Raw genomic sequence first — 20,074 nt, 5'->3', positions numbered from 1 at the left:
CGTTTTTGTAACAAAGGGCGCGAAACCTTCACGTTTTTTCGTGCCACGTCACAGCAGCGCGAGCGAGACTGCGCAGAGCACTCAAATCACCTATTCTCTGACCGAACCCGGAAACCGGAGCGATGAACCGCTCCTCGGACAAAAGGACCAATTACATGAAACGCTTTGCCTTAACCGTAGCCGCCACTCTGGCGATGACGTTGCCCGCATTTGCCGGAGATCAGTATGTGGACGGCACTGGTTACGCGGTTTCAGGTTACGACGTTGTGGCCTATCGCGGTCTGGATCAGGCTCCGGTCGGTCAGGCACAGCCCGAAGGCGTGCGCGGCAGCGCCGACATCACCGCGGATTACAACGGCGCGACCTGGGCGTTCTCAACCGAGGAGAACCGGGACAAGTTCCTTGAGAACCCGGCTTTCTACGCGCCGCAGTATGACGGGCATTGCGCATATGGTGTTTCGCGCGGCGGAAAGGTTCCGGCTAATCCGAACTTGTGGCGGATCGTTGACGACAAGCTGTATCTTAACATCACGGATGTCGTCGTAGGCTTTTTTGAGGAAGATATTCCCGGAAACATCAATCTCGCCGAAGGCAACTGGCCGGGAATCGAAGCAGATGCCGCATCCACCAGCGTCATTCCAAAGTTCACTTCGGAAGGCCCGGTGGCAAATTAAGCTTGTTTTGAAAAATGGAAACCCGGCTTGGATTGGCCGGGTTTTTTGCGTCAACTCGCCAGCCAGAATTCATCCTGCGCCGATTGATCCGCCTCAAAACGGATGCGAACACTTTTTGCGCCCGGAAACTTGCGGTTCATGATAGCCTCAGGGACGATGACCTCGCCTGCTCCGGCGTCCTTGGACTGGAAGCTCAGCAGCTCTGTTTCCGTGCGGCGCGACCCGGCCAGAACCGATGTGGGCAGAGCGACACGGTTCGCGCCCTGGCAAACCGGTGACGACACAAAATATGTCAGATTGCGGCCAAAGCAGCCTATTGCTTCTGGAACGTGATCAGAAGCCGCCATTTGGTCGTTTGCTGGTGTCGTCTGACCTTCGTCCGACGCGTCGGAAACGCATTCCAGCACCTTGTTCAGCAGCGCGCGGCAAGCGTCGATATCGGTGTCTTTCAGGGTAATCACGCGCTTGCGCAGTTTGGGCCGTTTGGGTTTCCCGGCGCAGGCGCTTTTGCCAGCCAGCCCTTCTTTGCGCAGCAGGTCATACGCGTCTTTCGCACGTGCAAAGTTCGAGGAATCCGCGTCGGAACAATCGGGATGGGCATGAAATGCGATGCTGCGCCACGCTTTTCTGATGTCTTCAGACCCGGCATTTTGATCCAGTCCAAGAACGTGAAACGCCTCTGCGCGCGCCCTGATTTTATCAACAGGTTCCATGCCAAAAACACTCGTTAAACAACTATGCGATCCAGTGTCAGGACGAGTGGGTTTTTGTCAAATAAGGCAAAAAATTTGTGATCTCAGGGGAACAATCAGGGCGATGCCCGTGTGATTGTTCCCTGCTTTCCCAGCGATTGCGGCGTATTTTCCAGTAGTCTGAACGCTTTGGATCAGGCGACGTTTTGCAGGTCGGTCTTGGGTGTGATGCCCAGGGCAAAACAGACGTCCCGTGTTAGTTCGGGGCGGTTCAGGGTGTAGAAATGCAGTTTGTCTACACCGCCCTCAATCAGATCCGAGCACAGCTCAGTGCATAGTGCCGTGGCCAGCAGATCCTCTCGGTCATCGCGTACAGCTTTTTCAAACGCCTGTTCGACCCATGTTGGAATTCGAGTGCCGCAGCGACGGGCGAAGTTACGCGCGCCCTTCCAATTCTCGATCGGCAGGATGCCCGGAACGATTGGCTTGTCGATTCCCGCCTTGGCGCAGGCGTCGCGAAAGCGAAAGAATGTCTCGGCCTCAAAGAAGAACTGCGTCAAGGCTTCGTGCGCGCCTGCGTCCAGCTTGGCCTTGAGCCAGTCCACGTCGGTACGCGCGTTTTGCGCCTCGGGGTGGATATCGGGATATGCGCCCACGCGAATATTGAACTTTCCAGTATCTGCCAGCGCTGCAATCAGTTCGACAGAGTTTTCAAAGCCATCAGGATGTGGAACGAACTTGTCCTGACCTTTGGGCGGGTCGCCGCGCAGGGCAACAATGTCACTCACGCCCGATTTGGCAAAACTGTCCGCGATTGCGAGCGTTTCCTCACGAGTGGCGTCAACGCAGGTCAGATGTGCAGCCACAGGCAGCCCGGAAGACTTGTGCAGTGTTGCCACCGCGTCGCGGGTCAACTCGCGCGTAGTTCCGCCCGCACCGTAGGTGACGGACACGAACCGAGGGTCAAGCGGGGCCAAAGTTTGAACTGTGTCCCACAAACGGAATGAGGCTTCCAGCGATTGCGGCGGGAAGAACTCGAATGAAATTTCTGGATTGCTCATCTTGGCCTCATTTGTTCCGTTCCCGGCCCTTGTGCCAGTTTCCGCAATGTGAGACAAACTCATATTCTTCAAGAACAACATGAGCCATCCTGCAATGCACATCGAATTCCGGCACCTGCGCACGATCAAGGCGATCCACGAATGTGGTGGGCTTGCCCGCGCTGCCGACCAGTTGAACATCACGCAATCGGCGCTGAGTCATCAGATTAAGGGGCTGGAAGATCAGGCGGGTGTTGAACTGTTCCTGCGCAGGTCCAAACCGATGAAATTATCGGCCGCCGGTCTGCGCCTGCTGCGGTTGGCTGAACAAATCCTGCCACAGGTTGAGGCGACCCAGCAGGAGTTCTCGTCCCTGCGTGATGGTCGTACCGGTCGGATGCACATCGCTATCGAGTGCCATGCCTGTTTCGAGTGGTTGTTCCCGGTGCTGGAGACCTTCCGCAAGTCCTGGGGTGATGTGGATGTCGATATCAGGCCGGGCCTTGCGTTCGACGCTTTGCCTGCCTTGCAAAAGGAGGAGGTCGATCTGGTTGTTTCGTCCGACCCCGAAGACCTGCCGGGCGTCGAGTTCATCGAGCTTTTCGACTATGACGCCGTGTTTGTCGCCGCTTCTGTTCACCCATTGGCGCAAAAGGACTTTGTCGAGGCCGAGGATTTCCGGGGACAGACCCTGATAACTTATCCGGTCGAGCGCACTCGCCTGGACGTGTTCAGCCAGCTATTGATCCCTGCACGGGTGGAACCGACCGCGATCCGGCAGGTCGAACTGACCGCGGTGATCTTGCTGCTGGTCGCCTCGAACCGAGGGGTTGCGGTGCTGCCGGATTGGGTCGTGCGCGAGGTAAAGTACAATTCGGACTATGTGACGCGCCCACTGACCAAGGACGGAATTACCCGCAGGCTGTACGCGGCGGTTCGCTCAGAAGACCTTGAAAAGCCCTATGTGCAGGAGTTGATCCAACTGGCCGGAACCGAGGCGCGCAAGCTGCAACTGCAATAGGCGCAAATCGCGGGTCCGCTATGCGTATCATTCCCCTTGGCAAGGGCGCTTTGCATCAGTATACGCGCGGTTTGACCGGACAGGAGCCTTTGGACAATGGTTGGCAGTGCAAACCTCAACATCATGATTAAAGCCGCGCGCAAGGCGGGGCGGTCTTTGGTCAAGGATTTTCGTGAAGTCGAGAACCTGCAGGTGTCGATGAAAGGCGCGGGCGATTTTGTGTCCAAGGCAGATATCGCCGCCGAAGCGATCCTGAAAGAGGAACTGCTGGGCGCGCGCCCAACCTATGGCTGGCTGGCCGAAGAGGGTGGTGAAATCGCGGGCGAAGACCCGACCCGCCGCTGGATCGTGGACCCGCTGGACGGGACGACGAATTTCCTGCACGGCCTGCCGCACTGGGCGATTTCGATCGCATTGGAACACAAGGGCAAGATCGTCGCCGGTGTGATCTATGACCCCGCCAAGGATGAGATGTTCTTTGCCGAAAAGGGCGAGGGCGCGTGGATGAATGACACCCGTATTCGCGTCTCGGGCCGTCATCGCATGATTGAGTCGATCTTTTCGACGGGCTTGCCTTTCGGTGGCCGTTCGGACTTGCCAGCGACGCTGCAGGATCTGGCGCGTTTGATGCCGGTATGCGCAGGCGTGCGCCGTTGGGGTGCCGCCGCGCTGGACATGGCTTACGTGGCCGCTGGTCGGTACGAAGGCTTTTGGGAACGCCGCTTGAATGCGTGGGATCTGGCTGCCGGGATCATCATCGTCAAAGAAGCCGGTGGGTTTGTGCAGGCTTTGAACCCCGAGGGCAGCGTACTGGAAGATGGCGAAGTGATTTGTTCAAACGAACCGATCTTCGACCAGTTCGCAAAGGTGATCCGGGGCTAAGACCTGATCGAAACAATCGAGGTTGCGCGCCCCGAACGAGGCGCGCTTTTTCGTTTTATAGGGTCACGCGCTGCGCCAAGCCTGCCTCATCCGCCAATCGTGCGGCGACCGATGCAACGGCCAGATCCTGCAAGCCAACCCCGGTTCCGTCGAACAGGGTGATTTCGTCTTCGCTGGTCCGACCGGGGTGATCCCCATTGATCACGGCACCAATCGGGGTGATCTGATCCTGCGTCAGCGCGCCCGAGTTTATGGCGTGCTGGCCTTCACCGATGGTGACGGATTGGGCAACCTCGTCAGTGAAGACGGTTGCTGCGGCCACAAGCGCGGGGTCGACCTCTTGCTTGCCTTTCGTGTCGGTGCCCATGCAGGCCAGATGCGTGCCGGGTTTGATCCAGTCCTTCATCAACAGCGGCTCGAACGCCGAGGTGATCGTGATGATCACATCCGCCTGCGCACCCAGTTCCTGTTGGCTGACCGCTTCAAACTCCAGCCCGATTTCTTCGGCCACGGCAGCTAGGCGCGGCAGCATGTCCGGGTGGGGGTTCCAGGCGACGACCTTCTCAAACGCGCGCTGCTCGGCCGCTGCACGCAGTTGGAAGGCGGATTGATGACCTGCGCCAACCATCCCCAGAACCTTCGAGTCTTTCCGGGCCAGATGCGCAATCGAAACCGCTGACGAGGCCGCCGTGCGCACCGCCGTCAGGTAATTGCCCCCGACGAGGGCAGAGAGTTGCCCGGTATCAGGATCGAACAGAAACACCGTCGATTGGTGGTTTGTCAGGTTCTTTTCAGCATTGCCGGGCCAATATCCGCCCGACTTTACGCCCAGCACCTGACCATCCCTGTCGAAGCCGGACTTGAAGCCATACAAAGCGTCTGCGTAACCCAGCGCCTCGCGCACAACAGGAAAGTTCCACGCCCCGCCGCTGGCCATTGCGCCAAAGACCGATTGAACCGCGTCAAAGGCTTGCTGGCGACCGACCAGTTGCTTGCAAAGATCTTCGCCCACGATCAGCAGGCCGTCTTGTGAAGTCATGATATCCCTCATTGCTCAGAACGCCTTTCCACGGGCCGAAACAGGCCAGAGCTTTTCAACCTTGCCGTCCCGTACACCCACATACCAATCATGGACGTTGCAGGTTGGGTCACAGTGACCGGGCACCAGACGCAGCTTGTCGTTGACCTTGAGAACATTGCCCGGATCACCGATCACGCCGTGCTCATCCGAGCATTTGAGGTATTCGACATCGTCGCGCCCAAAGATGAATGGCAAGCCGCTATCGACCGACTGCGCCTTTAGACCCGCATCACAGATCGCCTTGTCCGTTTTGGCGTGGCTCATGACGCTGGTCAGGATGAACAGCGCGTTTTCCCACTCACCCTGGTCGATCCGCTTGCCGTCCTTGTCCAGAATACGGCCATAGTCGGCGTCCATGAAGGCGTAGGACCCGCACTGTAGTTCGTTGTAAACGCCTGAATTGCTTTCAAAATAATACGATCCGGTGCCGCCGCCCGAGACCAGTTCGCAGTCGATGCCTGCGGCTTTCAACCCGCCAGCCGCGTCTTTGACCATCGCGATTGCGGCATCCAGTTTCTCTTTTCGGGCCTCATACGTGTCGAGATGCTGCATCGCGCCCTGATACGCCTGAATGCCTGTGAATTTCAGGTTCGGGGCTGCCACGACCGCCTCGGCGATCTCGACCACTGCCGGAGTTGTGGTCACGCCGCACCGCCCCGCGCCGCAGTCGATTTCGACCAGAACCTCCAACTCGGTGCCAGCACTGACCGCAGCAGCGGACAGGTCCGCGACGTTGTTGACGTCATCCACGCAGACGATGGTGCGCGCGCCGGTCTTGGGCAGCCGTGCCAGCCGTTGGATCTTGGCCGGGTCACGTACCTGGTTTGACACGAGGATATCCTTGATGCCGCCGCGCGCGAAAACTTCGGCTTCCGAGACTTTCTGACAGCAGACGCCCACCGCACCGCCCAGTTTTTCCTGAAGTTTGGCGACATCAACGGATTTGTGCATCTTTCCGTGCACGCGATGGCGCATGCCGTGTGCCTTGGCATAGTCGCCCATCTTCCTGATGTTCCGCTCCAGCGCGTCCAGATCGAGTATCAGGCACGGTGTCTGAATGTCGCTTTCGTCCATACCGATCGCGGCAGGGATGTCGAAGCCGACTTCGAGATCGTCAAATTTTACAGGTTTGTTCATGTTTTTCCTCCTTACCCTTTCAGCCAGGGCAGCTTGTCCAAATCCACGTTGCCGCCGGTGATGATCACGCCGACGCGTTTTCCTCGAAACACGCCCGGATTTTTGAGAATGGTCGCCAGAGGCACTGCCGAGGACGGCTCCATCACCACGCGCAGGTATTTCCACGTCAGTTTCATCGCCTCGACGATCTCATCTTCTGAGGCGGTGAAGATGTCTGTCACGTGGTTGGACACAAAGTGCCACGTGTTTTCCTTGAGCGGCACCAACAGACCATCGGCAACCGTCTTAGGTGCGTCATCCGCGATAATATGGCCCGCTTTGAACGAACGATAAGCGTCGTCCGCCTGTTCCGGTTCCGCTGCATAGATCGCGGTGCTAGGTGCTAGGTTTGACACCGTCAGACAGGTTCCCGACACCATGCCCCCGCCGCCAATCGGTGCGATGACCGCATCCACCCCGCCAGTTTGTTCCAGCAGTTCTGCCGAACATGTCGCCTGCCCAGCGATCACGCGGGGGTCGTTGTAGGGGTGGACGAATTCGCCATCCGTTCGGGCCTGTACGTCGGCAAAGGTCGCCTCACGCGAGGTGGTCGACGGCTCGCACTCGGTGATCGTTCCGCCAAAGCGCCGGACCGCGTCCTTCTTGGCCTGCGGTGCTGTGCGCGGCATGACCACATGGCAGGGGATGCCCCGCCGTCCGGCCGCATAGGACAGCGAAAGCGCGTGGTTGCCGCTGGAATGGGTGCAGACACCCTTTGCCGCCATCTCATCACTTAGGCCAAACACGGCATTGCTTGCGCCGCGAACCTTGAAGGCGCCGGCCTCCTGAAAGTTCTCGCACTTGAAAAACAGTTCTGCGCCGGTCAGGTCATTCAGGTAGTCGGACACCATGACCGGGGTTCGACGGATATATGGTTTGATCCGTTCATGCGCCGCTCGCATGTCGTCGATCGTGAGCTCTGCGGCGGGGGTGTGATCCAGCATGGTCATTCTCCTCAGGCTGCCGCCTTTGCGTTGTCGGACGAGCCGGAGCGATAGAACTCCTGCGCGGCCGCGACCCCGCTGCCCAGTGAGATCGGGTAATTCAGGTCCGCCATCGCCATCTCGATCGCGCTGAGGCCAGACAGAACCATCACATCCGTCAGGCTGCCCAGATGACCAATGCGAAACGCCTTTCCGTTCAGCTGCCCAAGGCCGACCCCGAAGGACACACCATATGCGGTAAACGCGTGATCCGTCAGGGCGTTGCTGTCGAAACCATCGGGCACATAGATCGCGCTGACCGTATCGGAATAGAGGTCAGGGGACTGCGCAACCAACTTCAAGCCCCACGCGTCAGTGGCGCGGCGAACTCCTTCGGCCAGCCGGTGGTGACGGGCATAGACGTTGTCCAAGCCTTCCTCGAACAGCATCTTGAGGCTTTCGCGCATCCCGTAGATCAGTTGCAGCGGCGGGGTATAGGGGAACCCGCCCGACGCATTCGCCGCCATCATGTCGCGGAAATCGAAGAATGTGCGGTGCAGCTTGGCGGACGCCATCGCCTCTTGCGCTTTGTCACTGACACACAAGATCGCCATCCCGGTCGCCAGCATGAACCCTTTTTGCGACCCGGACACGGCGATGTCGGCGCCCCATGTGTCAAACTCGAACGGCACAGAGGCCAGCGAGCTTACGCAATCCACGAACAGCATCGCGGGATGGTTTGCGGCGTCCATGGCTTGACGCACTGCGCCGATATCCGAAAGCACTCCGGTTGCAGTTTCGTTATGAGTCACCAGCACGGCGCGGATGTCGTGTGACGTGTCCTTGGCAAGGGCTGCCTGAAACAGGTCGGCAGGTGCGCCCGTCCCCCACGGGCAGTCAATCACCTGCACGTCCAGCCCGTGCCGCTGACACAAGTCTATCCAGCGGTGGCTGAAAACGCCATAGCGGGCCACCAGAACCTTGTCTCCGGGGCTTAGGGTGTTGGTGATCGCCGCTTCCCATCCGCCGGTGCCCGAGGCAGGGAATGTTACGATCTGACCGGTCTGAGTGCTGAAGACCCGCTTTGTATCTTCCAGAACCGGGGCGAACGTATCGACAAAGTCCGGGGCGCGATGGTCTTGCGTTTGAACCTGCATGGCCAGCCGCAGCCGGTCCGGGATATTTGTCGGGCCTGGTATGAAAACCGGGTTTTGGTTGGACATCTCTTATTCCTCCGCTTTGGAGGTCATTTTCCGAGATAACGTGGCGTCATGCAATTTTCTTGAAAAATATTTTCATTTTTGCCAAAAAATCCATAACTGGCGAAATTCGCGGGAATTTCCGTTTTTCATTTTGACGGAGCGAAACCACCACGCGAAAAAAAATTGGGCACAGGAGGACGGAAATTGGGACAAGAGCCGCAAAAAAGACCACGGGGTCGGCCGAAATCCATGTTCAAGGAAAGCTCGGCTGGGACCATGCAATCTTTGGACCGGGCGCTGGGCGTCATGACCACGGTTGCGCGCATGGAACGCGCCGCGCTGAGCGATCTGGCCAGAGAGATCGGGGTTCCCACAGCCACAACGCATCGCATTCTGGTCACGTTGCAGAAACACGGCTTTGTCAGTTTCGACGATGAGCGTCAGGAGTGGATGATTGGGATCGAGGCTTACAGAACCGGTGCGTCGTTCCTGCGTCGCAACAGCGTGATCGAGATCGGACGGCCAATCCTGCGACGTTTGATGCAGGACAGCGGCGAGACGGCCAATCTAGCGGTTCCGGACGGGTTCGAGGTTGTTTTTGTTGGACAGGTCGAAACCGGCAACCCCATCCGGGCGTTCTTTCCACCGGGGGCCAGGACGCCGATGTATGCGTCAGGAACCGGCAAGGCGATCTTGGCTGAACTGGGGGAGGCCGGGTTGACCAAAGCGTTGGGTTTGGGTGATCCGGCTGCCTTTACCGAGAATACTTTGCTGCCCGGGCCCAATTTGCAGTCGGATTTGGCGCAGACCCGAAAGCGGGGCTGGTCGCATGACCGGGAAGAGCGTTACGAGGGTATGTCCTGCATTGGCGCGGCAATATTCAACGACCGCGCCGAACCTTGTGCCGGAATTTCCGTATCTGGCCCGACGGTCCGGTTCAAAGCGGATCGCGCGCCGGACTTGGGTGGCTTGGTTATGGCCGCCGCCAGGGAAATCACCGAGCTAAGCGGAGGCCGTCTACCTGCGCGGGATGCGGGGGATGCGTGATTGCGAAAACTTGTAAGTCTGCTCGGGGTGGGGTGGATGGCCGTGTGTCCGGTTCCAGTATTTGACGCCACCACGCCGCAACCACAAAGGGGCGCACAGGATCAATCCTACGACAAACCCTCCGGTGTGCGCCCAATACGCAATCCCTCCTTCGTCCGGGTTACTGGCGAGGCTGCCCAGAAATTGTATGGCTAGCCAAGCGCCCAGCATGACAAAGGCCGGAATGGTGAAGACGCGAATATAAACGATCAGGATCAACAGGATATCGACCTGCGCCCTTGGGAACAGCAGCAAATAGCCGCCCATTGCACCGGCAATCGCGCCCGATGCGCCGATGGTGGGCACCAACGACTCCGGCGCTGTCAGGACGTGGATCAGGCCGGCTCCGATTCCGGCGGCCAGATAGAACAGCAAAAAGGGCAGGTGGCCCATCTCATCTTCGAGGTTGTCGCCAAAGATCCACAGGAACAGCATGTTCCCGATCAGGTGCATCCAGCCCCCATGCAGGAACATTGACGTCACCAGAGTATCGAACGCAAAACCTTCCGTGATCCGCGCCGGTATCACGGCGTAGTCATAATAGATCTGGTTGATCAGCCGCGCGTCATCCATGGCACCTGCATAGCTGATAAAGATCAGAATATTCGCCGCCATCAGCAGATAAACGACGTATGGAGCGCGCCCGGAAGGGTTATGATCACGGATCGGAAACATGGCGCGACGCTGGGCTTTCCGCAGCCCAGCGTCAAGGTCTGTCTAAGCCGCACCTCCCAGCAACGCCGCGTTACCCCCTGCGGCGGTTGTGTCGACGCAGACATGGCGCTCGGCCAGGACGCGGGTCTTGTCCGGCAGGCCGGGGATCAAGGGCAGGATCGGACCGGTGCGGCGGGCCAGATGCCGTTCAATGTCTCGGGCCGTGGTCTCATCCCCCCACCACAAAACGCCAGAGATACCTGTCGCATTTTCAAGTCGGTGCAAGTCGATTGCTCCTGTGGCGCGGATGGCTGAACCGCCCAATTCCTTAACGGCAGCCGCTTGCGCCTGAACCGCGGCCTCACCCGGACCCAGACACAGTAGAGGTGGACGGGGGAATTCGCTAAGACGGTTGGATTCTCCGGTCGGGCCGGGCAGGGATCGGGTTTGAACCGATGCCGCTTTGCCGTCGGGGGCGGGCAGGTCGCCCATCGTTGTGCCCCACATCCCGGCGCTGCTCTGGCGGTCGGGTGCGCAGAAACGGGTCATGTAGTTCGGGCCACCGGCCTTGGGGCCAGTCCCTGAAAGCCCCTCGCCACCAAAGGGTTGCGAGCCGACAATCGCTCCGATCTGATTGCGGTTCACGTAGATGTTCCCCGCGTGAACGGCTTCGGTGATGTGCTGAACACGGTCGTCGATGCGCGTGTGCAGACCAAAAGTCAGACCGTATCCAGTCGCGTTGATGTCGGCGATCACCTGATCAATCTCGGACGCCTTAAACCGCACGACATGTAGAACCGGGCCGAAAACCTCGCGTTCGAGAGCGGCAATGCCGGAGATTTCGATAAGCGTCGGCGCGACGAACGTACCGTCGGGCGGCGTTGGCATCTCTTTCAGGATGCGCCCTTCGCGACGGGCGGTTGCGACGTGATCTACGATGACCTGCCGCGCATCATTGTCGATAACGGGGCCACAATCGGTTGAAATCAGCCAAGGATCGCCAACCTGCAGAGCCTCCATCGCGCCTTTCAGCATCGTCAGCAGATCGTCTGCAATGTCGTCTTGAACATAGAGGCACCGAAGGGCCGAGCAGCGCTGACCCGCCGATTGAAACGCGCTTTCGATGATGGATTGCACGGCTTGTTCGGGCAGGGCGGTGCTGTCCACTATCATGGCATTCAGCCCGCCGGTTTCTGCAATCAGCGGTGTGCCGGGCCGCAGGCTGTCTGCCATTGCCTCACGGATTTTCAGGGCCGTTGCGGTCGAGCCGGTGAAAGCCACGCCCGATACCCGCGCATCCGAGGTCAGTGCCGCGCCCACCAAAGGGCCACCCGGCAGCAATTGCAGAACATCCCGTGGCACGCCTGCCTCGTGCATCAACTGAACGGCGCGATGCGCGATCAAGGGCGTTTGCGGGGCAGGTTTCGCCAGTACAGCGTTGCCGGTCGCAAGGGCCGCAGCAATCTGGCCGGTGAAAATGGCCAGCGGAAAGTTCCATGGGCTGATGCAGGTGAAGGTTCCCGCAGGCGCAAGATCAGGCATATTTGCAGCATAATACCGCAGAAAATCAACAGCTTCACGCAGTTCAGCCACAGCGTCCGGAAGCGATTTCCCGGCCTCGCGGGACAACAGGGCAAAAAGCTCGCCGTAATGGTCTTCGTACAGGTCGGCAGCCGCGTTCAGGATGCGTGACCGGACGAGCGCTGGTGAGTGCCACGGTGCGGCAGAGGCCAGAGCCAGTTCGACATCCTCGGCGCTTGCTGGGGCGACGGCGCCGGGTCGGTCCTGCGGTTGGGCCGGGTTGATGACCGGTTGATCATCTTCGGGCGTCGCATCCCCAGACAGAAGCGGCTGTGCGTACCAATGGTGCGCCCTAAAGCCATCGCGTGCGGCGTCGATCCGATCCAGTGTGGGCGTGTGCTGCAGGTCAAACCCGCGCGAGTTCGGGCGTTCGGGTTGAAACAGCTCGGGTCCAGTGGGCAGAGGCCGCGCAGGTTCGCGAACCGCGTTAAACGGGTCTGCCGCGACGTCTTCGGGTGGCACAGTCTCATCCACGATCTGGTTCACGAAAGATGAATTCGCACCGTTCTCCAGCAGTCGACGCACCAGATACGCCAACAGGTCACGATGCGCACCGACCGGAGCGTAGATGCGGCAGCGGGTAGAGTTCTGATCTTTGACCAACCCGTGCAGCGTTTCGCCCATCCCGTGCAGCCGCTGGAATTCGTAGGGCTGATCCTTGGCCATATGCAGGATCGCGCTGACGGTGTGGGCGTTGTGGGTGGCGAATTGCGGATAGATCCGGTCGGTCATACCCAGCAATTTGCGCGCGTTGGCGATGTACGAGATATCGGTCGCCGCCTTGCAGGTGAAAACGGGGAATCCATCAACGCCTTCGACCTGAGCACGCTTGATCTCGGTATCCCAATAGGCGCCTTTGACCAGCCGGACCATCAACTTGCGATCATGGCGTTGGGCCATGTCATACAATGTGTCCAGAACCACCCCGGCGCGCGGGCCATAGGCCTGAACCACGATCCCGAACCCGTCCCATCCGGTTAGGGCGGGCTCGGCCATGACTTCTTCGATTACTTGCAGCGACAGGGACAGGCGGTCGGCTTCTTCGGCATCCACGTTCAGGCCCATCCCGGCGGCTTTGGCCAGCAGGCAGAGCGCACGCAGGCGGGGCACAAGCTCATCCATGACACGCTGTTCCTGCGCCAGTTCATAACGCGGGTGCAGCGCCGATAGTTTCACTGAAATTCCGGGATTGGCGCGGATGTCGTCATGGGTGCAGGCATCGGCAATGGCCGCAATCGCGCGCGAATAGGACAGGTGATAGCGGGCGGCGTCGGCCTCGGTCCGGGCGGCCTCGCCCAGCATGTCGTAGGAATAGGTATAGCCATTGGCCTCCATCCCCTTGGCGCGATCCATTGCGGATTGTATGGTTTCACCCAGAACGAATTGTCGGCCCATTTCCTTCATCGCTCGACCTACAGCGGTGCGGATGACCGGCTCTCCCAACCGCTTGATTGCGCCGCGCAGGGCACCGACTGGGGACGCTTTGCCTTCATCCAGAACCTTGCCCGTCAGCATCAAGGCCCAGGTTGAGGCATTGACCAGCGAAGACGAGGATTGCCCCAGATGTTTCCCCCAGTCCGAGGGCGCGATCTTGTCCTCGATCAAAGCGTCGATCGTGTCGGCATCGGGGACTCGTAGCAGGGCTTCGGCCAGACACATCAACGCCACGCCTTCGTCGGTGGACAGGCCGTATTCGGCCAGAAACACCTCCATCATGCCAGGTGACGTGCTGGAACGGATATCGCGCACCAACTGAGCGGCAGATGCGCATATGGACTGGCGATCAGCTTCCGTAAGATCAGCCTGCGCAATCAGGTGGTCCAGAATGACTGACTGATCGGCATAGGTCTGGCCGTCGATATGGGCGCGTAGGCTGTGTGACATGTATCCTCCGGGGCTTTTGATAAATATAGGGTCGATTTGACAGGAGGATTGCCTTATTTTCTGCTTCGGTAAGGCGAATGGCCTGAAGTTTGAGGAAAAAACAGTGCAAAAGGACTTTCCGGGTCTTGATCGATTCGATCAGTCCATTCTGACGATTCTGTCAGAGGATGGGCGCATCCCCATCGCGGACCTTGCGCGGCGCATCGGGTTGTCGAAATCGCCCACTCAAGCACGTGTGAAAAGACTTGAGGCCGATGGCATCATCACCGGATACCGCGCCCTGCTGGACCCGATCCGCCTTGGTTTGGATCATGTAGCCTTTGTCGAGGTGCGTCTGACCGATACCCGCGAAAAGGCGTTGGCCGAGTTCAATGCAGCCGTGCGCAAGGTGGCCGAGATTGAGCAAGCCCATATGATTGCATCGAATTTCGACTACCTTCTGAAAATTCGCACCGGTTCGATGTCCGAATATCGGGCTGTTCTGGCCGAGAAAATTTCCTCGTTGCCCCATGTGGCCAGCACGTCGACCTTTGTCGCGATGGAGGCAGTGAAGGAAACCGGCGTTTCGGGCGCGTTCTGAAGGCCGGGTTGACGAAAGCCGTGCAAGCGCCACCATTGCTGTATGAAACAGCTTTTCCTTGCCTCTGCCATTGTTGCCGTAACCTCGGGCGCTGCCTTTGCTGGTGATTGCCCCACGGCACCGGATCATTCTGCCGGAGTGACCGGAATAATCTCGCAGATACAACAGGCCGAAAACGAACAGGCCGCCCGTGCGCTGTCCAGTCAACTGTGGGAGTTCTGGACGGATGCGCCCGACGAAACGGCTCAGGCCGTTCTGGACCGGGGTATGACACGTCGGAACGCATGGGACTTGCTGGGCGCGATCGAGGATTTCGACAAGCTGATCGAATACTGCCCATCCTATGCCGAGGGGTACAACCAGCGCGCCTTTGCCCATTATCTGAGGCAGGATTTTCAGGCTGCATTGCCCGATCTGGACCGTGCGATTGAGCTGTCACCAAACCACGTCGCCGCGATCAGCGGCCGTGCGCTGACATTGCTCGGACTTCAGCGAATGGACGAAGCGCGGGAAGCTCTGCAGCAGGCTTTAGAATTGAACCCGTGGCTGTCAGAGCGTCACCTGATGGCCCTCGGCGGGCCGCTGGCTCCTCCGGGAGAGGAAATCTGACACCGTCCCCAAATGGTGTATTAGCCGACCAAGCCATTGTCAGTCCGCTTGATCGCGATGATCGAGGATCGTGGCGTGACACCATCGGGCCAATTGCCGCCGGGGTGTTGAATTCCGACGAACATTGTCCGCAGGTCGGTTGACCACGAGAGGCCCGTGACTTCACACCCTTTCGGACCTGTCATGAAGCGCGCGATCTCACCGGTGATCGGGTCACCAACCAGCATCTGGTTGTTCCCGTTTCCGGCAAAGTCTTCCGCGTTATTGTCATTGCCGTCCGTTTGAATCCAGATCAGCCCGGTTGTGTCGATGACCATCCCATCCGGGGAATTGAACAGGTTGCCTTTATTGACATTGGGCGACCCCGCATAGGCATCCGTATGCACGGCTGGGTTACCTGCCATGACGAAAAGATCCCAGTCGAATGTGTCTGCGGCGTGGTCTTGGTTGCTTGGCCGCCAACGCACGATCTGGCCGTATTTGTTGGCCTCGCGCGGGTTAGGTCCATTGACGGAAGTATCGTCACCACCTGCGTTTGGCTTGATACCCCGGTTTTTGTTGTTGGTCAGGCAGCAATACGCCTCAACCGCAACCGGGCTGGAGGCAACCCATTCGGGGCGGTCCATGGTTGTGGCGCCCACTTTCGAGGCCGCCATGCGCGTGAAGATCGAAATCTCTGCGGCGTCCATGCCTGTTGTTTCCGGCGTCAAAGGTAGCCACTCACCCGACAGGTCGTCATCGAACTTGGCCGCGTACAAGGTGCCGTCGTTCAGCAGGCTCTCGGTCTCGCCGCCCGGCTGATAGGTGCCGTTCGAGACGAACTTATACAGGTATTCGCCCCGCTCATCGTCGCCCATGTAAACGACCACGCGGCCATCCGCGGCCAGAGTCATCTCGGCGTTCTCGTGCTTGAAACGGCCCAGACCGGTATGCTTGACCGGAGTGCTGTCGGGCTTGGTCGGGTCGATTTCGACGATCCATCCTGCGCGGTGCGGTTCGTTGGGGTTTTTCGACGTGTCAAAACGCGGATCAAACAGTTCGTAGCCGTTCCAACTTTGGGCTTTGACGCCGTAGCGCGCAAATCCATCCGCTACTATTTGATCATAGGTCAGGGTTTCGTCGGACGATCCGAAATAGCTGTTAAAATTCTCTTCGCAGGTTAGGTACGTCCCCCACGGAGTCTTGCCTGCGCCGCAATTGTTCATGGTGCCCAGCGACGTGGTGCCGGTTGGGTCGGCTGTGGTTTTCAGCAGGTCGTGACCGGCGGCGGGACCGACGATTTTCATAGGGGTGTTGTGGTGGATGCGGCGGTTGAACGGGCTGTCCTTTACGACGGACCATCCATCCGGGCCTTCCTTGATCTCCATCACCGTAACGCCTTGAATATTCTGCAGTTTCAGAACGTCTTCTGCGCTGGCCGGAGCACCTTCCTGCGCGGCGGGAAGATTGATGTCGTTGTTTGGAAATTCGTGGTTGATCGCGATCAGCTCTAATCCCTTGAACGAGAATGTTTCCATCCCGTCGGTGTTTTCACCAAAGATTCTGTCCGAGTTTTCGACCGGCCCACCATCGGTGATCTCGTACCCGTCAGCGTCCGAGAACAGCGGATCGCCCCAACGTGCCAGAACCTTCCATTCATATCCTTCTGGTACGTGAACAGTGCCGTCCGTCTGCGCCGGAATAGGGGTGAAGGCAAAGCGCGAGGCTTCGACCGCCTGCGCAGATGTTGACCCGAACAGACCGGCACCCATTGCCGCCGCGCCCGAGCCGAACGCCAGAACGCCGCCCAGAAACCCTCGGCGAGAGATGGCGCTTTCAACGACGCGGTCAAAACCGTTTTCCTCGGGGCGCGGAAAGTGCAATTCGTCCCAATCGTCTGCAGACAGGGGCATGCGATCAGCGTCTTTCATGGGGCAGCTCCTGACTTGGAACGAATAGCTATGAAAAGGACTTACAGCCCTATTGTGACAATTGAATAGCAACCTTCGCACAAGCGTCTGGCTGGTCTTCTGCTAGGCTGGCACTGCCCGAAATATATGCTCCAAAGAACCGAAGTTCCAACCAAATGGCAGGATTTTAACTTCGGTGCTTGTTGGAGTGCTATGGAGTTTTGGAGTTTGTGAGCGCGCCTAGCGCAAACGCTGCCCGTTGGCATCAAAGCGATAGGCTTTGTCCGGGGTATAGGCGAATCGCAGCTCCTCACCTTCGCGGATCGCGTGCTGGCCGAACAATCGGGCGGTGACCGAATGGTCGTTTACCTTTGCGATGACATTCGTATCGCCGCCTAGCTTTTCAACATGGCTAACCCGCGCGGTCAGTGGGCCGTCATCGGACAGGAACAGGTCCTCTGGGCGAATGCCGATGGTGTTCTGGCCTTCACCCAGCAACCCCTCGGGCAGGAAGTTCATCGATGGTGATCCAAGGAACCCGGCGACGAACTGGTTGGCGGGGTTGTTGTACAGCTCCATCGGACTTCCGATCTGTTCGACCCGCCCGTCGCGTAGCACAACGATCTTGTCGGCCAGCGTCATCGCCTCGGTCTGGTCGTGAGTGACATAGATCATCGAGGCATCCAGCGCCCGGTGCAGGTTTGCAATCTCAATCCGCGTGTTCATCCGCAGCGCGGCGTCGAGGTTCGACAGCGGCTCGTCAAACAGGAACAGTTTCGGCTCGCGCACGATGGCGCGTCCGATGGCGACGCGCTGGCGCTGACCGCCGGACAGTTCCGAAGGGTAGCGATCCAGATATTCCTCAAGGTTAAGCATCCGGCTCGCCGTAGCGACGCGTTCCTCGATCACGGCCTTGGACTGCTTTTCCTGTTTCAAAGCCAGCGTCATGTTCCCGCGCACGTTCAGGTGCGGATAAAGCGCATAGCTTTGGAACACCATCGCGATCCCGCGTTTCGACGGCGGCACCAGATTAACCTGCTGGCCGTCGATATTGATCTCACCCGAGGACGCATCCTCCAACCCCGCAATCACGCGCAACAAGGTGGACTTGCCACAGCCCGAGGGACCGACGAAAACGACGAACTCACCTTCTTCGACTTCAAGCGTGATGTCTTTCAGAACATGCACATTGCCAAAGGACTTGTTCACGTTGGTTAGGGTCAGAGCGGTCATGTCGTGGGCTCCTTGAGCGAAACGGGTTGGCCGGTGCGGATGCTTTCATCTGCGGCCAGACAAATGGCAAGGGATTGGACGGCGTCATTCATATGGCGCGTCAGGTCGATATCGTCTGCGACGGCGCGCAGCATGTAGGCTTGCTCGGCGTCGCATAGTTCCTGATGGCCGGGTTCGTCAGGCATCTCGACGGTGCGGTCGCCGCCCGGCGTGTGGATCAGCAGACCGCCAACCTTGGTGTGGCCGTCGATATCAGCCGACGCGCCCTTGTTGCCATCGGTGATCGAGACCGACCCATTGGGCGACACGATGTCTTTCACGAAAAACGCGGTCTCAGACATCATCGGACCCCATCCGGCCTCATACCAGCCGACCGAGCCGTCGTCGAAGATCACCTGAAACTGGCCGTAATTATACATATCCTCGGCAATCTCGTCCGACAGGCGCAGGCCCATACCATGCACGCGAACCGGCTGCGCATCGGTGATCTGGCACATCACATCCACATAATGCACGCCGCAATCCACGATGGGCGAGGTCGTCTGCATCAGCGCTTTATGCGTCTCCCATTCCGCCCCCGAGGATTGCTGGTTCAGGTTCAAGCGGAATACGTAAGGCCCGCCCAGATCGCGCGCCTCGGCGATCAGGCGCACCCATGAGGGGTGGTGGCGCAGGATATAGCCCACGACCAGCTTGCGGTTCAGTCGGGTGGCGGTGTCCACCACGCGCCGCGCATCTGCCACGTTGGTGGCGAGCGGTTTTTCCACAAACACATGCGCGCCTGCCTCCATCGCGGCGCAGGCGAAATCGGCGTGGCTGTCGGAATAGGTGGCGACGACCACCAGATCGGGCTTAGTCTCAGCCAGCGCGGTCTGGAAATCCGAATAGGCGGGATATTGACCCAGCTCGGGATGATCCACGCGCCCGGACCGGTTCACCAACCCCACGATCTGCGCGTCGGGGTGGTTGTGATGGGCCAGAGCGTGGCTCAGCCCCATATTGCCAAGGCCAGCAATCAGAACTTTGGTCATTTGACAGCTCCTGAAGTGATGCCGCGGATAAGCTGGCGCGAGAAAATGACATAGAGGATCAATACCGGCAGGATCGCCATCGACAGTGCTGACAGAACCGCGTTCCAGTCGGTGACGAATTGCCCGATGAAGACTTGGCTGCCCAGCGTCAGGGTTTTGGTTTCCTCAGCCGGCGCAAGGATCAGCGGGAACCACAGGTCATTCCAGATCGGGATCATGTTGAACACAGCCACGGTCGCCATCGCGGGCCGGACCAGAGGCAGAACCAACCGGAAAAAGATCGTGTATTCCGACAGCCCGTCGATGCGGCCTGCGTTCTTCAGATCATCGCTGACCTGCCGCATGAACTCGGACAGGATGAACACCGCCAGCGGCAATCCTTGGGCCGTGTAGACCAGAATCAACGCCCAAAGCGTGTTCACCAACCCGGTGGCCACCATCATCTCAAGAATCGCCACGGTGCCGATGCGGATTGGGATCATGATCCCCAGCGCCAGATACAGACCCATTACAAGGTTGCCCTTGAACTGATATTCCGACAGCGCATAGGCGGCCATCGCCCCGAACAGCAGGATAAAGAACAGCGACGCGACGGTAACGATCATCGAGTTCTGGAAGTAGAGGAAAAAATCCCCCTGCTTCATCACCGTCTCATAGCCGATCATCGAGAAACTGTCGGCATTCGGCAGCACCAGAGGTTCGCGAAAGATCGCGCGGCGGGATTTGAAGCTGTTGATCAGGATCACAAAGACCGGGAACAGGGCGATCAGGGTGTAGAGGATCAGCGCCCCGTGCATTGCGGCGGTGTTGATCGGGTTATGGCGTGCTTTGTTCAT

General features: G+C 59.0%; 18 protein-coding genes. 6 read left to right on the top strand and 12 right to left on the bottom strand.

Features of this window, described 5'->3' with window-relative positions; all coding sequences use genetic code 11:
* The first annotated feature begins 155 nt into the window (after positions 1–155).
* Positions 156–674: a YHS domain-containing (seleno)protein gene (locus ACR0LH_RS08925; RefSeq protein WP_170384674.1), complete on the top strand. Its 519-nt coding sequence runs from the start codon at positions 156–158 to the stop codon at positions 672–674.
* A 50-nt stretch (positions 675–724) separates the two neighbouring features.
* Here ACR0LH_RS08925 and ACR0LH_RS08920 read toward each other — a convergent pair whose 3' ends face one another.
* Together ACR0LH_RS08920 and metF are read right to left on the bottom strand one after the other, a co-directional pair.
* Positions 725–1,387, bottom strand: coding sequence for a J domain-containing protein (locus ACR0LH_RS08920; protein WP_480720586.1), 663 nt, complete (start codon positions 1,385–1,387; stop codon positions 725–727).
* Between the two features lie 173 nt (positions 1,388–1,560).
* Positions 1,561–2,427, bottom strand: a complete 867-nt coding sequence (metF, locus tag ACR0LH_RS08915; protein ID WP_480720584.1) for a methylenetetrahydrofolate reductase [NAD(P)H] — start codon at positions 2,425–2,427, stop codon at positions 1,561–1,563.
* 94 nt (positions 2,428–2,521) lie between these two features.
* Here metF and ACR0LH_RS08910 point away from each other — a divergent pair, with 94 nt between their 5' ends.
* Both ACR0LH_RS08910 and ACR0LH_RS08905 read left to right on the top strand, forming a co-directional pair.
* Positions 2,522–3,427: a LysR family transcriptional regulator gene (locus tag ACR0LH_RS08910; RefSeq protein WP_480720703.1), complete on the top strand. Its 906-nt coding sequence runs from the start codon at positions 2,522–2,524 to the stop codon at positions 3,425–3,427.
* A 96-nt stretch (positions 3,428–3,523) separates the two neighbouring features.
* Entirely contained in the window at positions 3,524–4,309 is a 786-nt protein-coding gene (locus ACR0LH_RS08905; RefSeq protein WP_170484103.1) for an inositol monophosphatase family protein, read from the top strand.
* A 55-nt stretch (positions 4,310–4,364) separates the two neighbouring features.
* On the opposite strand, the gene bhcD is transcribed toward ACR0LH_RS08905, so the two are convergent.
* The 4 genes from bhcD to bhcA are packed head-to-tail and all read right to left on the bottom strand — an operon-like array spanning position 4,365 to position 8,712.
* Positions 4,365–5,348: an iminosuccinate reductase BhcD gene (gene bhcD / locus ACR0LH_RS08900; protein WP_480720582.1), complete on the bottom strand. Its 984-nt coding sequence runs from the start codon at positions 5,346–5,348 to the stop codon at positions 4,365–4,367.
* 15 nt (positions 5,349–5,363) lie between these two features.
* Positions 5,364–6,527 carry a 3-hydroxy-D-aspartate aldolase BhcC gene (gene bhcC / locus ACR0LH_RS08895; protein ID WP_480720580.1) on the bottom strand — a complete coding sequence of 388 codons (1,164 nt, stop codon included), beginning with the start codon at positions 6,525–6,527 and terminating at the stop codon, positions 5,364–5,366.
* 11 nt (positions 6,528–6,538) lie between these two features.
* On the bottom strand, positions 6,539–7,510 hold the full coding sequence (gene bhcB / locus ACR0LH_RS08890) for a beta-hydroxyaspartate dehydratase BhcB (protein ID WP_480720579.1): 972 nt from the start codon (positions 7,508–7,510) through the stop codon (positions 6,539–6,541).
* Between the two features lie 11 nt (positions 7,511–7,521).
* Entirely contained in the window at positions 7,522–8,712 is a 1,191-nt protein-coding gene (gene bhcA / locus ACR0LH_RS08885) for an L-aspartate--glyoxylate aminotransferase BhcA (protein WP_480720577.1), read from the bottom strand.
* A 228-nt stretch (positions 8,713–8,940) separates the two neighbouring features.
* Between bhcA and ACR0LH_RS08880 the strand changes: the two genes are divergently transcribed.
* Complete coding sequence (locus ACR0LH_RS08880) at positions 8,941–9,738, top strand: IclR family transcriptional regulator (RefSeq protein ID WP_480720576.1); 798 nt, start codon at positions 8,941–8,943, stop codon at positions 9,736–9,738.
* On the opposite strand, the gene ACR0LH_RS08875 is transcribed toward ACR0LH_RS08880, so the two are convergent.
* Both ACR0LH_RS08875 and putA read right to left on the bottom strand, forming a co-directional pair.
* Complete coding sequence (locus ACR0LH_RS08875; RefSeq protein WP_480720574.1) at positions 9,709–10,452, bottom strand: rhomboid family intramembrane serine protease; 744 nt, start codon at positions 10,450–10,452, stop codon at positions 9,709–9,711. The genes ACR0LH_RS08880 and ACR0LH_RS08875 overlap by 30 nt on opposite strands.
* A gap of 42 nt (positions 10,453–10,494) precedes the next feature.
* The gene (putA, locus tag ACR0LH_RS08870) at positions 10,495–13,896 is read right to left on the bottom strand and encodes a bifunctional proline dehydrogenase/L-glutamate gamma-semialdehyde dehydrogenase PutA (RefSeq protein ID WP_480720573.1); all 3,402 of its coding nucleotides are present in this window, start codon (positions 13,894–13,896) and stop codon (positions 10,495–10,497) included.
* 103 nt (positions 13,897–13,999) lie between these two features.
* Between putA and ACR0LH_RS08865 the strand changes: the two genes are divergently transcribed.
* Both ACR0LH_RS08865 and ACR0LH_RS08860 read left to right on the top strand, forming a co-directional pair.
* Positions 14,000–14,476 (top strand): Lrp/AsnC family transcriptional regulator, encoded by a 477-nt coding sequence (locus ACR0LH_RS08865; protein WP_170411303.1) that lies wholly within the window; start codon positions 14,000–14,002, stop codon positions 14,474–14,476.
* Positions 14,477–14,518: 42 nt separating this feature from the next.
* A complete protein-coding gene (locus ACR0LH_RS08860) occupies positions 14,519–15,085 on the top strand; it encodes a tetratricopeptide repeat protein (RefSeq protein WP_480720571.1) in 567 nt (188 codons plus the stop codon).
* A 20-nt stretch (positions 15,086–15,105) separates the two neighbouring features.
* Here ACR0LH_RS08860 and ACR0LH_RS08855 read toward each other — a convergent pair whose 3' ends face one another.
* The 4 genes from ACR0LH_RS08855 to ACR0LH_RS08840 all read right to left on the bottom strand — a co-directional run bounded on the left by ACR0LH_RS08855 (position 15,106) and on the right by ACR0LH_RS08840 (position 20,074).
* Positions 15,106–16,995, bottom strand: a complete 1,890-nt coding sequence (locus ACR0LH_RS08855) for a PhoX family protein (protein ID WP_480720570.1) — start codon at positions 16,993–16,995, stop codon at positions 15,106–15,108.
* A gap of 219 nt (positions 16,996–17,214) precedes the next feature.
* Positions 17,215–18,207: an ABC transporter ATP-binding protein gene (locus tag ACR0LH_RS08850; RefSeq protein ID WP_170548402.1), complete on the bottom strand. Its 993-nt coding sequence runs from the start codon at positions 18,205–18,207 to the stop codon at positions 17,215–17,217.
* Positions 18,204–19,238 carry a Gfo/Idh/MocA family protein gene (locus ACR0LH_RS08845; protein WP_480720569.1) on the bottom strand — a complete coding sequence of 345 codons (1,035 nt, stop codon included), beginning with the start codon at positions 19,236–19,238 and terminating at the stop codon, positions 18,204–18,206. The genes ACR0LH_RS08850 and ACR0LH_RS08845 overlap by 4 nt, the downstream gene beginning before the upstream one ends.
* Positions 19,235–20,074 carry a carbohydrate ABC transporter permease gene (locus ACR0LH_RS08840; RefSeq protein ID WP_480720567.1) on the bottom strand — a complete coding sequence of 280 codons (840 nt, stop codon included), beginning with the start codon at positions 20,072–20,074 and terminating at the stop codon, positions 19,235–19,237. Before ACR0LH_RS08840 ends, ACR0LH_RS08845 begins: the two co-directional genes overlap by 4 nt.

The sequence above is a fragment of the Ruegeria sp. CL6 genome (genome assembly GCF_056536465.1).
Note: the sequence above shows the minus strand (reverse complement) of the source record. Positions and strands in the feature narration are given on the sequence as shown.

Bases quoted from the DNA above. Each gene is read 5' to 3' on its own strand.
- ACR0LH_RS08925 (WP_170384674.1), top strand. From the start codon at position 156: ATGAAACGCTTTGCCTTAACCGTAGCCGCCACTCTGGCGATGACGTTG.
- ACR0LH_RS08920 (WP_480720586.1), bottom strand. From the start codon at position 1,387: ATGGAACCTGTTGATAAAATCAGGGCGCGCGCAGAGGCGTTTCACGTT.
- metF (WP_480720584.1), bottom strand. From the start codon at position 2,427: ATGAGCAATCCAGAAATTTCATTCGAGTTCTTCCCGCCGCAATCGCTG.
- ACR0LH_RS08910 (WP_480720703.1), top strand. From the start codon at position 2,522: ATGCACATCGAATTCCGGCACCTGCGCACGATCAAGGCGATCCACGAA.
- ACR0LH_RS08905 (WP_170484103.1), top strand. From the start codon at position 3,524: ATGGTTGGCAGTGCAAACCTCAACATCATGATTAAAGCCGCGCGCAAG.
- bhcD (WP_480720582.1), bottom strand. From the start codon at position 5,348: ATGACTTCACAAGACGGCCTGCTGATCGTGGGCGAAGATCTTTGCAAG.
- bhcC (WP_480720580.1), bottom strand. From the start codon at position 6,527: ATGAACAAACCTGTAAAATTTGACGATCTCGAAGTCGGCTTCGACATC.
- bhcB (WP_480720579.1), bottom strand. From the start codon at position 7,510: ATGCTGGATCACACCCCCGCCGCAGAGCTCACGATCGACGACATGCGA.
- bhcA (WP_480720577.1), bottom strand. From the start codon at position 8,712: ATGTCCAACCAAAACCCGGTTTTCATACCAGGCCCGACAAATATCCCG.
- ACR0LH_RS08880 (WP_480720576.1), top strand. From the start codon at position 8,941: ATGTTCAAGGAAAGCTCGGCTGGGACCATGCAATCTTTGGACCGGGCG.
- ACR0LH_RS08875 (WP_480720574.1), bottom strand. From the start codon at position 10,452: ATGTTTCCGATCCGTGATCATAACCCTTCCGGGCGCGCTCCATACGTC.
- putA (WP_480720573.1), bottom strand. From the start codon at position 13,896: ATGTCACACAGCCTACGCGCCCATATCGACGGCCAGACCTATGCCGAT.
- ACR0LH_RS08860 (WP_480720571.1), top strand. From the start codon at position 14,519: ATGAAACAGCTTTTCCTTGCCTCTGCCATTGTTGCCGTAACCTCGGGC.
- ACR0LH_RS08855 (WP_480720570.1), bottom strand. From the start codon at position 16,995: ATGAAAGACGCTGATCGCATGCCCCTGTCTGCAGACGATTGGGACGAA.
- ACR0LH_RS08850 (WP_170548402.1), bottom strand. From the start codon at position 18,207: ATGACCGCTCTGACCCTAACCAACGTGAACAAGTCCTTTGGCAATGTG.
- ACR0LH_RS08845 (WP_480720569.1), bottom strand. From the start codon at position 19,238: ATGACCAAAGTTCTGATTGCTGGCCTTGGCAATATGGGGCTGAGCCAC.
- ACR0LH_RS08840 (WP_480720567.1), bottom strand. From the start codon at position 20,074: ATGAACAAAGCACGCCATAACCCGATCAACACCGCCGCAATGCACGGG.